Source organism: Weissella halotolerans DSM 20190 (genome assembly GCF_000420365.1).
Classification (GTDB): domain Bacteria; phylum Bacillota; class Bacilli; order Lactobacillales; family Lactobacillaceae; genus Weissella; species Weissella halotolerans.
The window spans coordinates 160,810-176,013 of the sequence record NZ_ATUU01000002.1 but is presented as its reverse complement, the minus strand read 5'-3'; the positions used below and the strand labels follow the sequence as shown (position 1 = coordinate 176,013).

At 40.3% G+C, this 15,204-nt stretch carries 12 protein-coding genes and 1 CRISPR repeat array (1 of these 13 only partly in view); of the genes, 11 read left to right on the top strand and 1 reads right to left on the bottom strand.

All coding sequences use genetic code 11. From position 1 onward, the window contains the following. Positions 1 to 11 precede the first annotated feature (11 nt). Positions 12 to 917: a PDDEXK family nuclease gene (locus tag G414_RS0103425; RefSeq protein ID WP_022791462.1), complete on the top strand. Its 906-nt coding sequence runs from the start codon at positions 12 to 14 to the stop codon at positions 915 to 917. 61 nt (positions 918 to 978) lie between these two features. Here G414_RS0103425 and dcm read toward each other — a convergent pair whose 3' ends face one another. Then, the gene (gene dcm, locus G414_RS07230; RefSeq protein WP_022791461.1) at positions 979 to 2,289 is read right to left on the bottom strand and encodes a DNA (cytosine-5-)-methyltransferase; all 1,311 of its coding nucleotides are present in this window, start codon (positions 2,287 to 2,289) and stop codon (positions 979 to 981) included. Positions 2,290 to 2,931: 642 nt separating this feature from the next. On the opposite strand from dcm, the gene G414_RS07225 reads away from it, so the two are divergent. From G414_RS07225 to csn2, 10 genes are all read left to right on the top strand, one after another. After that, positions 2,932 to 3,300 carry a GntR family transcriptional regulator gene (locus G414_RS07225; RefSeq protein ID WP_022791460.1) on the top strand — a complete coding sequence of 123 codons (369 nt, stop codon included), beginning with the start codon at positions 2,932 to 2,934 and terminating at the stop codon, positions 3,298 to 3,300. A gap of 1 nt (position 3,301) precedes the next feature. Beyond that, positions 3,302 to 4,015: an ATP-binding cassette domain-containing protein gene (locus tag G414_RS0103410; RefSeq protein WP_022791459.1), complete on the top strand. Its 714-nt coding sequence runs from the start codon at positions 3,302 to 3,304 to the stop codon at positions 4,013 to 4,015. Beyond that, the gene (locus G414_RS0103405) at positions 4,012 to 4,749 is read left to right on the top strand and encodes a hypothetical protein (protein ID WP_022791458.1); all 738 of its coding nucleotides are present in this window, start codon (positions 4,012 to 4,014) and stop codon (positions 4,747 to 4,749) included. The genes G414_RS0103410 and G414_RS0103405 overlap by 4 nt, the downstream gene beginning before the upstream one ends. Positions 4,750 to 4,914: 165 nt before the next feature. Further along, a complete protein-coding gene (gene fucP, locus G414_RS0103400) occupies positions 4,915 to 6,249 on the top strand; it encodes an L-fucose:H+ symporter permease (RefSeq protein ID WP_022791457.1) in 1,335 nt (444 codons plus the stop codon). Between the two features lie 30 nt (positions 6,250 to 6,279). Beyond that, positions 6,280 to 7,800: an FGGY-family carbohydrate kinase gene (locus G414_RS0103395; protein ID WP_022791456.1), complete on the top strand. Its 1,521-nt coding sequence runs from the start codon at positions 6,280 to 6,282 to the stop codon at positions 7,798 to 7,800. A 38-nt stretch (positions 7,801 to 7,838) separates the two neighbouring features. Continuing rightward, a complete protein-coding gene (locus G414_RS0103390) occupies positions 7,839 to 8,765 on the top strand; it encodes a sugar-binding transcriptional regulator (protein ID WP_022791455.1) in 927 nt (308 codons plus the stop codon). A gap of 173 nt (positions 8,766 to 8,938) precedes the next feature. Next, entirely contained in the window at positions 8,939 to 12,898 is a 3,960-nt protein-coding gene (gene cas9, locus G414_RS0103385; protein WP_022791454.1) for a type II CRISPR RNA-guided endonuclease Cas9, read from the top strand. Positions 12,899 to 13,104: 206 nt separating this feature from the next. Beyond that, positions 13,105 to 13,992 carry a type II CRISPR-associated endonuclease Cas1 gene (cas1, locus tag G414_RS0103380; RefSeq protein ID WP_027694522.1) on the top strand — a complete coding sequence of 296 codons (888 nt, stop codon included), beginning with the start codon at positions 13,105 to 13,107 and terminating at the stop codon, positions 13,990 to 13,992. Next, the gene (gene cas2, locus G414_RS0103375; RefSeq protein WP_022791453.1) at positions 13,977 to 14,297 is read left to right on the top strand and encodes a CRISPR-associated endonuclease Cas2; all 321 of its coding nucleotides are present in this window, start codon (positions 13,977 to 13,979) and stop codon (positions 14,295 to 14,297) included. The genes cas1 and cas2 overlap by 16 nt, the downstream gene beginning before the upstream one ends. Next, positions 14,294 to 14,962 (top strand): type II-A CRISPR-associated protein Csn2, encoded by a 669-nt coding sequence (csn2, locus tag G414_RS0103370; protein ID WP_022791452.1) that lies wholly within the window; start codon positions 14,294 to 14,296, stop codon positions 14,960 to 14,962. Before cas2 ends, csn2 begins: the two co-directional genes overlap by 4 nt. Before the next feature lie 27 nt (positions 14,963 to 14,989). After that, a CRISPR array of direct repeats spans positions 14,990 to 15,204; the repeat unit is 36 nt; unit sequence GCTTTAGATGTATGTCAGATTAATGGGGTTTATTCC (it continues 284 nt past the right edge of the window).

Genomic DNA, 15,204 nt, shown 5'->3' with positions numbered 1-15,204 from the left:
CTCTTAGGGGATTGGGATATCTTGAAGTAGTAGCCAAAGAAACTAATCCAAGAATTGCCTTATCACAAAAATATTTTAATGTTATTGTAAGGCAATTTTTTGGTGAATCGTTTGAACCAATTCTTAAAGAAGATGAACAAACCCAGACTGTTGAGCAGAGCGTGATGGGGCTATTTAGGCCCTATGTTGGTTTATATAGAAGCGAACTTTGTAGGCAATTTAAAGTTTCTATTCCTGAAAAAAATCCTAAAGCAGTTAATTCAACACTTGCAAGAAAAATGTTGAGGTTGAATACGGATATACAAAATTCAGCAGAATTTCAAAAAGCGAATATTGCAGTAAAGGTTTTGACTGTCAAGAGTGATAATGTCGGCTCAGTTAATACGCATCATCAAAGGACAAAAGGGTCATTAAAAATTCAGAACTATTTTGATTTTGGAAAGATTTTAAATGAAACATGGGAAGAATCAGATTTGAGAACTTACTTATTTGACACTAAATTTTTATTGGTCCTTTTTGAAGATACTGGCGATGATCAAATATTTAAAGGGGCTAAATTCTGGCAAGTGCCATTAGAAGATTTAGATGGTCCTATTAAGTATGTATGGGAAAGAACGCGTCACATTTTAAGAGAAGGTGTTACGTTATCATATATACCATATAACAATGCTAATGGTTATAGGATTTTAAACAACTTACCCGCTGCATCAGACCACAATGTTTTGCATGTGAGACCGGATGCAAAGAAATCATCCTACAAAGTTGGCGATGTAAATTCACTACCTTTACCTGCCCCAGTGAAGTGGAAAAATAGACCTAAACATCTAATTAATGAATTAAGTAATAACTGGATGACTAAGCAAGCTTTTTGGTTGAATCCTGATTACATGTATCAACAGGTGGCAGATTTAATGTAGAAGTCTAATTATAATCAACAAAGCACCCGAGTTAATTTTAACTCGGGTGCTTTGCTTACTTTTAAATATCAAGGCTTGTTTGTTGATTGAACGTAGAATGTTCTATCTCATCAATATGGCCGTGAGCATAATTTTTACCTAAGGGTAGTGTTTTTTCGATTGAAATAATGTCATCTATGCCAGAGCCAATTGCTGAAACTACACCTACAACTAATGCATTTCCCATGGTGAAGTAGCGAAAGTTATTAGGCATGCCTGTGTTTGTCCAATTATCAGGGAACATGTTTAAACGTTCAGCTTCAATTGGAGCGAGGAAACGAAGTCGTCCGGTTTCTTTATCCCTTACGACATGAGTAGAACGATTGGTGCTTTTCTCTGACGTTAGCATTGTTCTTCCTGGCCGGTCCCAAGGGTCGGGGAATGCCATTCCACCTTCAGAATAAACATACTCGTGACCATCAGCACTTTTACGATTAATCTTTTTTGAACCTTTTAAATATTCAAATTTTTTTAAGCGCTCAGGTTTAGTATCAATATATAAACTTTCATCTTCAATATGAGGTAGTAAAATATCGCCAATTGTTGTCTTTTGCCCTTTGTAATTTGGTTCATACTTCGCTGAATAAATTACATTATCATGCATTATACCAGCATTTTTAAAGTCAAATGAAAAGTTATCAGAAAAATCAACAATATTTTTAAAACCATTTAAAGAACCGGTGATTTCCTCTTTAAGAACTGGTTGAATAGGCAACTTCTTGTTGTAAGGAGCCAAGTTTAAGACTGCTGCTTTGAGGTTTTCAGAATTCTGAATTTTACTGTAGTAGTTAGTGTCCTTTCTATATGCAAATATAAATACTCGCCGTCGCCTTTGTGGAAAGCCATAATCAGCTGCATTTATAACACGCCATTGAACCCCATAACCTAACTGCTGTAATGTATAGAGAATCATACCAAAATCTCTACCTCGTTGTTTAACACCTGGAGAGTGAAGTAGACGATCAACGTTTTCAAGAAAGATAAAAGGAGGAAACTTTTCTTTTATCATGTCTCGAATGTCCCACCATAAGGCACCTTTTTTGCCTGTAATTCCCTGTGCTCCGGATTGGGCTACAGAATAATCTTGGCAAGGAAAGCCACCGACTAGTAGTTCAAAATCAGGAACTTGTGACTTAACAATGGTGCTGATGTCCTTATTAGAGTAATTTTCGTTAGCACCAAAATGGTAAATATACGCATCATAAGCATGTTGAGCCTTTTTACCAGGCTCCCATTGGTTAGCCCAGATAGTATCCCATCCTGAATTAAGGGCTTCTAGCCCTACTCGGAAACCACCCACTCCAGCGAACATTTCAGCAACACGCTTTTGCATAAAATTAGCTTCCTTTCATGTTTTACGCTTTTAAAAGTAACTAGTTTATTATAGCCTCTTTCAAACTAAAGATCAAGAGCATTTAAATATAAATTAATTTACACCTGATTCAAGCTTTGAAATAAGGATAAAATTAACCTTAAAGCTAAGTTTATTAGATAATACAAGAAAAAGTAATATACAAAATTTAAAAATCGTTAAATTAATGGTTTTGGGTTCTTGAAATTAAAGTGTTCTCAATATCATTGAACAATGTTTTTAAGCAGCCTTATTGCTTTGTGGCAGCCGTTACCAAAGCAAAGTGAAATCCACTCGCTTATAATTATTGCTGATTGTTCTTACAAAATGTATTTTTTACGGCGAATTGTGCCCCGAAAGCTAAATTAACTTTCGGGGTTTTTCTTATGACTAAAAAATTAACAGAAAACAAATATTAAATAATTCAAGGTCGCAAATTGAGTAATCATTCAGGTTAATTGGGAATGGTTGCCTTTCCAATATTGTTAGGAAAGAATAAAAATCATCTTTGTTAAAGTAGGATACTAATTAATCTGAGTAATGTATTTTCAATGTTTATTTTGTAAATATAGATGTGTTTTAAGTGTAGTAGTGTTATACTACACTATATCAGGAGGAAGTCATATGGAATTTAAAGGCACAGAGCCCTTGTATATTCAGGTAGCAAAGTATTTAGAGGGAGAAATTTTTAGTGATAAGTATCCTTTAGGGACAAAGATTCCAGGTGTCCGTGAACTATCAGCTGATTTAGTGATTAATGGGCGTACAGTGCAAAGTGCACTAAACAAACTTGTTGATGAGGGATTACTTGAAACAAAACGTGGGTTGGGAAATTTTGTAATTACTGATAAAGCAAGATTTAATGAAATCAAGCATCAAAAAATCGAAAAAATGACGCAAAGCTTTATTGAAGAGAGTTTGACCTTAGTATCTAGTGCAGAGCTTAGCCGCATTTTTCTTAGTGCTCTAGAGCAAAGTAAAGGAGATGAGTAGGATGTTAACCGTAAAAAACTTAAGCTATCGACAGGGGATGAAAAGAATATTATCGGATATTAGTTTTCAAGTGGAGACTGGTGAATTTATTGGTTTATTAGGTGAGAATGGTGTTGGAAAAACGACATTAATGCGAGCGTTAACGGGGTTGGTTATCGCTTCCAAGGAGACACAAATATCCCTTGATGGACACAGGGATTGGGGTTCTATTTTAGCGCATACAGCATTTGTCCCCAATTTGAACTGGGCGAGTCAAGGAATGACAATTTGGAATGTCGTCAGCTTTTATCAAGCGGGATATCCTGATTTCAACCAAAATCGGTGGCAGGAGATTGCTGAAGAATTACAAATTAATAGTAAGGACAAAGTAGGCCATCTATCAAAGGGTCAGCGTGAGCGACTAGTCTTCGCCTTAACAGTTTCACGCGATGCTAGCCTATTTTTATTGGATGAACCATTTGGTGGTGTGGATGTGATGACGCGACGGAAATTATTGCAAAGTCTTTTACGATGGTTACCTGATGGGGCAATGGTATTGATGTCAACTCATGAAATAAGTGAGATTGAACCTGTCATTGATCGGGCAATCATTTTAAAACATGGTTGTTTAGTTGCAGATAAAGAAATTGAAGTTATTCGTGAACAGTATCAAATGACTTTGGAACAGTATTTTATGAAACAGCATGCTATGAATCGGAAGGGAGTAGAAGCATGATATCTAATAAAAAATTGATTCAATTAATTGGGCGTGACAGCTATCGTCCGCTTTGGCAGATGGTAAAAATTTTTAGTTTGATTTTGGTGATAGCTACTGTTATTGTGTTTCATAGTCAATGGGACAAAGGGGGAAATAGCATATTAGATGCTTGGCTAATAACTACTTGCACCCTTCTTTTTTTAGCCACCTTTCTCTATATAGTAATGGCAATAAAACAAGTAGTGACATCCTGGCAAGCATCACAATTTGTTTTATTGCCGGTATCTCGTTTTAGATTGTTCACAGTGAATCTATTTGTCCGTTGGCTAGTCTTCTTTTCCAATTTACTATTAATATCAGCTATTATTCTTAGTGGTGGTTATGCTGGTAGGCACGATGGAAAATCAATTCAAATTTTTGTTGAGATGACTAATCTAAGCTTAATTTGGTCACAACTAGGATATAATTTTGTAATGTTCACTGATTCATCGATAGGTCTCTTTTTGTTTATCAATTTCGTTGGCTATGCGGTTGCTCTAGGGGTTCGACAACTTTTGGGGACTTCATCGAAGCTGGTGCAGAGCTTGATTTTTATCATTGTATTACTAGGTGTGGTTATAGTATTGGCTAGTCCCCAACTATCATATGGTGGTGATTCTCTCTTAATCACGATATTGATTGATTTTATTGGCGATATGGTGATAATAGCCTTAACTTACCTACTTTTCACAAAATGGAATACCGCTAATTAAAGTATTCAAAGTCTTTCTATAATTAAATAGAAAGGCTTTTTTATTATTAAAAACATGAAAATGTTTTCTCCTTGGCTATGTACATATGTTCAGTAAGGTGGTATAACATATATGTGATGAAAGCGCTAACACGATAAAATCAAGGATGAATGGAGTGATGTCATAATGGAAGAGACAGGAAAAAGACGATTTGGTTGGATCAAGTTTAGGGGGCGTGAACTATCGGATGGCTATATTAGTCAAACACCAAAGCTTCAATTTATTTTGGTTTCGCTGTTGTTTCCCATGTGGGGAGCGGCGGCAAGCTTAAACGATATTTTGATTACCCAATTCAAGACGATTTTTAACTTAAGTAACTTTGCGTCGGCCTATGTACAAAGTGCCTTTTTTCTAGGCTACTTTGTGATGGCTATTCCGGCTTCTTATCTGATTAAGCGTACATCCTATCGTTTTACCATTGTGGTCGGTTTAGCCCTGTACTTAGTGGGAAGTGCCTTGTTCTTTCCGGCTTCGGCTGCAGCAACTTATGGTTTCTTTCTACTGGCGCTTTTTGTGTTGGCAACGGGGTTGAGTTTGATTGAGACGTCTGCTGATACCTATTCAGCCTTGTTGGGACCTGAGCGGGGACGCACTCTGCGTTTGAACATTTCGCAGACCTTCTTGCCGGTTGGTTCTATTGTGGGAATTTTACTAGGGAAGTACCTAATTTTTACTGACGGAGACAATTTAAAAACCCAGCTCGCCGGGTTGAATGCCAGTGAGCGCATCCATTTTGGTGAGCAAGCTTTGCAACAGACCTTGCTACCTTACCGCTATATGATTATGGCCTTGGTAGTGATGATGATTATTTTCTTAGTCGTCCAGTTTCCAAAGTGTAAGCCTGTTATTGCAGCTAGTACCCACAAAGATAGTCTTTGGCAGACCATCCAGGACTTGTTGAAAAATAAAAATTACCGTTATGGCTTATTCACACAGTTTATGTATGTTGGTTTACAGGTGTCGGTTTGGTCCTTCACAATTCAATTAGCCCTTAGTCTGAATCCAGCTTTGAATGAGCGTAGTGCATCGAACTTTGTGATTTATAGCTACATTGCCTTCTTCTTGGGCCGGGTATTAGCAGATTATTTGATGCGGACTATTCCTCATTTGAAGGTTTTACTGGCCTACGCTAGTCTGGGATTTTTAGCGATTGTTTATATGCTAATTGATCACAGCTTTAATGGCGTCTATGTGGCCATCTTGGTTTCTGGTTTGATGGGTCCGGGATTTGCCACGATTTACACCGAAACGCTGAGTTTTGTTAAAAATCCACAACATACCGAAACGGCGGGAGCTATGCTCGTTATGATGGTAAGCGGGGGTGCTTTTTGGCCCTTGGTGCAAGGCTGGTTGGCGGATGTGACCGGTTCAATGTCACTGTCCTTTGCAGTGCATCTATTGACCTTTGGTGCGATTGCAGCCTTTGCCTATCGCTACCTGAGGTTTCCCGTTAAAGACTGAGCTAAAAGTAGATAAGAGAGGATTACAACCATGACAAAGTATATTTTAGGAATTGATATTGGGACATCGGGTACCAAGGCCATGCTCTTAACCACAACTGGTGAAGTGATAGCACAAAAGAAGGATACCTATGGTTTTGCAACTCCACATCCTGGGTGGGCAGAGGCTAAAGCTGAAGATTGGTTAAACGCCGTGACTTCCCTGATTAGGACGCTATCTGCACATGTTGATGATGACGATATTGTCGGCATTGGCATCGACGGCCTCTATGGCGGGTCTGGGATTCCGGTGAATGAAATGGGTGAGGCAATCGGACCGGCTTTAATTTGGATGGATCGGCGAGCCACCAAGGAGACCGAACAGGTGAAAAAAGAAGTAGCCGCGGCAGACCTGATGGAAACAACTGCGAACTTGGCTGACCCCTACTATGGCTATACAAAGTTGATGTGGTTGAAGAAGCATCGACCTGAACTTTACCAGACAACGAAAACCTTTTTACCACCTGAGTCTTACGTTATTGCCAAACTAACAGGGCAAACCAGCATTAACTATTCAGCGGCTGGTAACTTAGGCGGTGTTTATGATATTAATCATGGTACCTGGTCGAAAGCAATGGCAGACAGGTTAGGGCTGGATATTGATAAGTTACCTCAAACCTTTGTCACTAGTACGGAACCAGCGGGTTATGTCTTGGAGTCCTGGGCGGAACGACTAGGTTTAAAGGCAGGCACACCCGTCTTTAATACCGGGGTTGATGTTGGACCAGCGACAGTGGGCACCGGAGTCTTGGCCCCTGGCAAGGTGACAGTAGCCCTAGGGACGTCAATGAATGCGGCTTTGGTAACGAAGGAACCAGCCCGTGATAAAGATTTGATTGTTTGGCCCTATGCTTACAAGCCCGCTGAATATTTTTATAATTTTGCTGGCGCTAATACAGCTGGTGCCATTATTGCCTGGTTTGTCGAGGAGTTTGCCAATGAGTTCAGTAAGGAGACGGGGCCAGCTGAGCTAGATGTTTTGAGTCAACAAGTCCCAGCTGGTAGCAATGGTCTTTTGGTACTGCCTTACTTTATGGGTGAACGCAGTCCCCTCTGGGATTCAACTGTGCGGGGGACAATCTTTGGTCTGTCACTAAAGACGACCCGAGCAGAGGTCTATAATGCCTTTCAGGAGGCGATTGCGTATTCAGTACGCCAGAGTATCGAACAATTTGGTACTGAAATTGGCGATACCATTACCTTAGTTGGTGGAGTTAGTGCTTCAAGTAAAATGGTTCAGTTGATTGCTGATGTGACCGGTAAAACTGTTTTGACTACGGAATCCGGTGGTGAAGCTAATCTGGGGAGTGCCATCCTAGCCGGTATTGGGCTTGATTTGGTTGATCCGGCGGATGTATCTCAGTGGATTAAAATTGATCAACAGGTTAGTCCCAACCCTGAGCTTAGGGCAACCTATGATGCCTATTTTAAAATGTACAAAAAGGCCTATAATGATATAAAGGATTTTTATCATGAATTTAGTATGGTAAATGCTAGTCAATCATTGTCATAGAAGAGGATAGACCCATTAATACTAACCGTAGAGAACAAATGTTGCGTGTGGCGCGACTATATTACATTGATGGCCTTGAACAGGGAGAAATCGCTAAGCGTGAGCAGGTATCCCGACCAACGGTATCCCGTCTCTTAGCCTTAGCCCGGGAACAGGGTTTTGTGTCCATTACCGTTAATGATGATTTGCGTGATGGTCAAGTATTAAAGGAAGCCTTAGCTCAAACCTATCCAACCGTTGCCTTTACGGTAGTATCCACCGCCCAAGATGATCAAAAGACCAAAATAACGAAAGTCGGTGCGGCGCTGGCCAAGGACTTGCAAACCATCATTAAGAGTGGTGATATTATTGGCGTTGGAACGGGCCAGACTGTTAAATCGGTTGCGGAACAACTAGAGCACAAAATGGTTACCGATGTGGAAGTGCTTCCCTTAGTGGGTTTGTGTGACAATGTCGACTTGCCAACTTATCAGGCCAAAATTGTGGCAAACTTTGCTCAGGCTTACCAGGCTGAACCTCGTTCATTACCTTTACCAGTAGTTTTTACGGAGTTAACGGCTAAGGAAGCGCTCGAAAAAGAACCCTATGTGCGTTATTTAAAGAAGCTGGGGCGGTTAGCTAATGTGGTGGTCTTTTCGGTGGAGGCGATAGAAAAAAGTGCTCTTTATCAGAGCGGACACTATCTAGGTGAAGATGAAAAAAAGCTGTTGGCTGATAGGGGTGTTGCCGAGGTGCTGGCTCATTTTATTGACCAGGAGGGGCAAGTGGTTGATCAATCCTTAGACCAAAGAACGGCTACCGTTTCATTTAAGAACTTGCAGTACAAGGATCATGTTATGGTTTTGGTTAGTGATTTAAAGGCAGTTAATGGCTTGGCAGCCCTTTTAAAACGGCAGGTCATAACAGATGTATTCATTGACCAGCAATCGGCTCAAGCATTGTTAGAGCTAGAGGGATCGGTCTAAATAATAATATAACTAAAAGGCAGGAACGCTTTGTTGCGGGCCTGCCTTTTTCTGTGTTGAATGAAAGAAATATCGATGTGATAAATCGCTTACATTTGATAAAATAAGAATGAGTTTGCTGTTAAACTTGATGAACTACTATTTTTAAGGCTTAGTAAGAAAGCGGGGAAGGTATGGCATATAGTGTAGGTCTTGACATTGGTGTGGGTTCAGTTGGCTTTGCTGGGATTGATAATCAATACAACCTAGTTAGAACGAAGGGTAAAAATGTGATTGGGGTGCGCCTATTTGATGAGGCAGACTCGGCAGCAGAACGAAGGGGGCATAGGACTAATCGGCGGCGTTTGCAGCGCCGACGTTGGCGACTACGCTTGTTAGATGACATCTTTGCAAAACCCTTACAAGCGGTTGATCCTAATTTCTTAGCTCGTTTGAAATATAGCTATGTCAATAAAAAGGACCAGGGGCAACAGGACCATTATTATGGTGGTTACGTATTTGGGAGTACCGCAGCGGATCAAGCATATCATCAAGCGTATCCAACTATTTATCACTTGAGAAAGAGATTAATGGAAGATGACCAAAAACATGATTTGCGGGAGGTATATCTGGCAATCCATCATATTGTGAAATACCGGGGTAACTTTTTGAATCCTCAATCCTCCTTGGATATTGATCAACAGTTTGATGTTACTGATTTTGCTCAGGCATTAGCTCGTTTTGCGGATCATCAGGCATTAAGCTGGGCCTTGGAAGCTCCAATACGTTTCTTGGAGGCTGAATTAGCGACTGGCTTGAGTAATAGTGCCCGGGTAGATGCCGCCATAGAAGCCTTTAGCTTTGATACTAAAGTGGATCGAGCTGCCATCAAGGAAATGCTGAAGGGACTTAGTGGTAACCAAATTGACTTTACTAAACTCTTTGTGAATGTTGATTCAGCTGATTGGGATCAGGAAGAACGAAAGCAATGGAAAATGAAACTTTCTGAAGAAGACTTTGATGAGCAGGCCTTGCCAATCTTAGAACGACTTAGCCAGGATGAAACAGAATTCTTTTTGGCCATTAAACGAGCATATGATGGGATTGCTTTGATGCGTTTTTTGGGAGATGAGCAATCACTGTCATCAGCTATGATTAAAGCCTATGAAGATCATCGACGGGATTTAACTTTTTTAAAAACACAAGTGCGAACACCGCAGAATCGACAAGCTTTATCTGAAGGCTATACAAACTACTTAAGTGTAGACGATAAAAAACATAAACGGGGGGCTAAGGAGCTAGCTCAATTGATCGAAGCTAGCGATGCCAGTGAGCAAGACAAAGCAACGATGTTGGATCGCATTGCGAATGACCAGTTTGCCCCTAAGCAAAGGACTAAAGCTAATGGATTGATTCCTTATCAGTTGCATTTGGCTGAACTAAAGAAAATTCTAGCTAAGCAGGGTCAGTATTATCCATTTTTACTGGATACCTTTGCTAAACAGGGCCAGTCCGTAAATAAGATCGAGGAATTAGTTCAGTTTCGAGTTCCATATTATGTGGGTCCGATGGTACCGAAGTCTGAAACAGCCGGGAATGCCGAAAATCATTGGGTAGAAAAAAATGATGGCCAAACGAAAGTGTCGGTGACACCATGGAACTTTGATCAAGTTTTTAATCGTGATCGGGCAGCTAAAAGTTTTATTGACCGATTAACGGGCACCGATACCTATTTAATTGGTGAACCAACTCTTCCCCGGCATTCACTGACGTATGAAACATTTACGGTTTTGAATGAGCTGAATAATATTCGGATTGATGGTAAACGGTTACCGGTGGAAACGAAACAAGCCATTGTGGAGGACCTTTTCAAAAAATATCGATTAGTCACTAAGAAACGCCTTCAAGATTATTTTGCAAGCTTTGGAAAACGTGAGGTCGAGTTAACGGGTTTGGCAGATGAAAGCCGCTTTACTAGTAGTTTGACCAGTTATCATGACTTGCAGGGCCTGCTAGGGACTGATTTTATAACTAATCCTCAAAATCATTCACTGTTGGAAAAGATAGTTGAAATTCAGACAGTCTTTGAAGATAGTGACATTGCAGAGCGTGAATTAGGCAAGTTAGGCTTAGAGCAAAAACTTATTCCCCGCCTGGCTAAAAAGCACTATACCGGCTGGGGTAATTTGTCACGTAAGTTATTAGACACTTCCTTTATTCACGATCCAGAACGGCCTGAAGAGCCAGTTTCAATCATGGACTTACTCTATACAACGAATAAAAATTTCATGGAAATCCTACATGATTCAGAATATGGGGTAGAGGAATGGCTAAAAAGTCAAAATATGATTGATGACCAAAAAGATATTCAAATGCGAATTGATGAATTAACCACCTCACCAGCTAATAAACGGGGAATTAAGCAAGCCTTTAATGTCTTGGACGATATTACTCAAGCGATGGGGGAGGAACCAGCTTACGTCTATCTGGAATTTGCCCGCGAAAAACAGGCATCAAGACGAACGGTTTCACGTAAGAAGCGACTGGAGACCCTATATAAAAATGCAGCTTTGAAGACTGAATTCAAGGCTATTAAAGAAGCACTGGCCGAAGAATCAGATGACCGAATGCAAGATGACCGGTTATACCTGTATTATGCGCAGTTGGGTCGTGACATGTATACCGGTCAAAGTATCAGTATTGATCAGCTGTCAAGTCACTATGATATTGATCATATCGTGCCCCGTGCTTTCATCAAGGATGATTCCTTGGAAAACAAGGTCTTAGTTAATCGAACTGATAATGCACGGAAGACAGATTCAGCCACCTTTACGGCCGATGTTAAGGCTAAGGCTTTTCCGCTTTGGCAACAGTTAAAAAAATTAGGACTCATTTCGGCTAAAAAATTTAGGCTTCTAACACGAACTGGCGATTTTACAGAGATGGAACGCGAGCGGTTTATTGCTCGACAGTTAGTTGAAACCCGCCAAATTATTAAAAATGTGGCGGCTTTGATAGAAGGCCATTTTAGTCAAACCCAGGCGGTCGCCATTCGGGCTGAAGTGACTGGTGAACTGCGACAGTTGACGCAAATTAAGAAGGACCGGGATATTAATGATTATCACCATGCCCAGGATGCTCTGCTAGTAGCGACAGCAGGAACTTACCTGCACCGTCATTTTCCTAAACGAGATGCCCGGTTTATTTATAATGAGTTTGATTATTACACCCAGCACTGGCTCAAGAATCAGGGAGAGAACCGCCGCCGGCATCCTTACAGCTTTGTAGTCGGTACAATGAGCAAAGGTAATGAAGATTGGACACCAGATAATTTAAATTATCTGCGAAAAGTTATGCAGTACAAGACCATGCTAATGACTCGGAAACCAGTAGGACCAGAAGGCGCCCTATATAAGGAGACTTTAATCGCGGCTGACCCTAAGAAACGCTTGGTAGGGGCCAGTAAGGAACGGCAGGATCCAACTATTTATGGTGGCTACACTAAGGAAAGTTCGGCCTATATGTCTTTAGTTCGGGCTGGTGGGAAAAATCAGTTGGTAAAGATTCCGGTACGGATTGCTAATGAAATTCATAGTGGCCAACGAAAGTTAGACGACTATGTGCAAGCAAAGGTAAAAAAGTTTGAGCGAATTCTGTTACCCAAGATTTCATTAGGGCAACTCGTAGAAGATGAGGGTCAACGTTTTTATCTTGCAACCAATGAAATGAAACACAATGCTAAGCAGCTCTGGCTGGATCAAAAGGTGGTGACAACTTATAAACGTTTAACTGCTGAAAGTCCAGTTGAGGATTTTTTGACTGTTTTTGATGCTTTGACTAGTTCGGCTACTATCCACCATTTTAAGTTTTATCAGCGGGATCTTGAATTACTTAGGGACAATCGTGCTGGCTTTCAAGACTTAGCTAAGGCAACGCAATTAAAGGTGTTGAAGGATGTGTTGTATGAGCTTCACGATAATGCTGGTTGGCGAGATCCAATTAAGCAGTACTTTAAGGAAATAGGATTAAAAGTACGCATGTGGACAAAACTTCAGAAGGAAGGTGGCATTAAATTAACAGATCAAGCAGAACTTATTTATCAATCACCAAGTGGTTTGTTTGAAAAGCGACGCCGCGTTCAGGATTTGCTGTAAAAAGAAAAGCGGCGATGTTTGAATAACAAACACCGCCGCTTTTTGGCCAAATAAAAAAGGCCATAAGGCCGTCTAAAAGATATTGAAGCTTGATTCAAAGAATCTTGCGTTACTTTAATTTATGCATGTCAGATTAATGGGTTTATTCCCGTGGTAGCTAACCACGAGTTAAGTATAACATACTAGTTGGGAGAAGGGGAAGAGGAATGGCTTGGAGAACAGTAGTGATTACTTCGCATGCTAAATTAAATTACCGAATGAATGACTTGAAGGTTCAAACGGACCATGGAGCTGAACAAATCCCCATTGATGATATTAAGGTTTTAATCATCGCTACCACGCGGGCGGTTATTACTGCCTATGCCATGAATGAGTTAAGTCGGCGGGGAGTGAAGGTAATTTTTTGTGATGAGCGGGGGATGCCTGCGGGAGAATTAATGCCTTACCGGGGAAATGGAGCACAAAACAAGAATATTGCTAAGCAATTATTATGGGATCAAGCCCATCGTGATCGCATCTGGCAACAGATTGTTAAGACTAAGATTTTGAACCAAGATCGGGTTCTTAACCATGAATTAGTAGAAGCTTATCCTGAATTAATGCGTCTAGCGGGAGAAGTAGAGTTAGGTGATGAGCATAATCGTGAAGCGCAAGCGGCGCGTTTGTATTTTCCCCGTCTGTTTGGAAAGGGGGTTGTTCGTAGTGACGAGCGGCAAGCAATTAATGGGCACCTTAACTATGGTTATAGTTTATTATTGGCTACCTTTAGTAGAGAGATCGTAGCCAATGGCTATTTAACTCAACTTGGCATTCATCATACAGGTTGGGAAAACGCCTTTAATCTGGCATCGGATCTTATGGAACCCTTTCGTCCTTTTGTCGATGCCTGTGTTCTTAAGCAGAAGGATCAGCCGCTAACGTTAGAGACTAAATTAAACCTAATAGGTGTATTGGACCAAGTGATTACCTATCAAGGGATGCAAATGGATTTAACGCAGGCGGTCCAACGATATGTAAGGGACTGTCTTAACTATCTTAATGGTGATACAAAAGTAGTGACAGAAATGGAGTTTGAAGGATGCGGTACCGAGTAATGCGTTTAATTGTGATGTTTGATTTACCGGTGGAAACAGCTGAACAGCGCAGACAATATCGATTATTTCGTAAATGCTTATTAAATGAAGGCTTTTTAATGATGCAGGAAAGCATTTACGTACGAATTACAACTAACCGTCAGTCAGCAGCCTTACTGGAAGAACGAATTCGGCATGCTTTGCCATCTACAGGTTTGATACAAACCCTATTAACCACTGAAAAGCAGTATAATAGCATGCATTTCTTAGTAGGGAGTCCAAAAACAGACATTAAAAATCGAGATGATAAGGTGGTTGTTATATGACTGAACGGAAAATAACGATTGAGGGAATTGCAACCTTCACATTAACTGCTGGTTTAAATGTTATTGCCTTGCAAAATGCTTCTTTATTTTTTAGGACGGTGACTGGTATTCAAGCCAATTATCCAGAAATTGTTTATAGTGAGGATTTGAAGGTCGTGTCCTTTAGTAATGGAAGCATTTTTATCGGGGATGCCCTTGGTAGCTTTAATGTAGCAGATTTCTACGCGCGCCAGGTAATGAAAGCCTTTCAGGCGGCCTTGACGGAAGAAGACTTAGCTATCTTTTACCAGTTGAACCAGCAATTACAGACTAAAATAGAAGAAGTCATTATTGATGCTAATTTACCTTTTTCGTTGGTAAATACCTGGGATTTGAATCAGTTTTTAAAAGGGCAAGTCATGGCAATAGAAACAGTGCAAGTAACCTCTATTTTTGATAAAATAGTAAGTATAATAGAAGTGATGGCTTTAATGTCAGAGAGCCGTTTACTGATTATGACAAATTTACATCTCTATTGTACTTTTTCAGAATTACAACAACTGCACCAAATTCTTTTAGCTGAAGATTTAGTGTTGTTAGATTTAGATCTGGTTGAGGATAAACCACATGCAAATGACACATTTACGGCCTATTTCATTGATAATGATTATGTTGTTTTTTCGTAAAATCGCGATAGAACAACAAAGCTATCGGCTTTAGATGTATGTCAGATTAATGGGGTTTATTCCTTATATAGCAAACCTAGCGCACCCAAAATCGCTTTAGATGTATGTCAGATTAATGGGGTTTATTCCTGGTGGCATGAGCTATGGAAAATGCTTAAAGCTTTAGATGTATGTCAGATTAATGGGGTTTATTCCAGGTATAGCGAAGTAGCTCCTAAGGCACTTGCTTTAGATGTATGTCA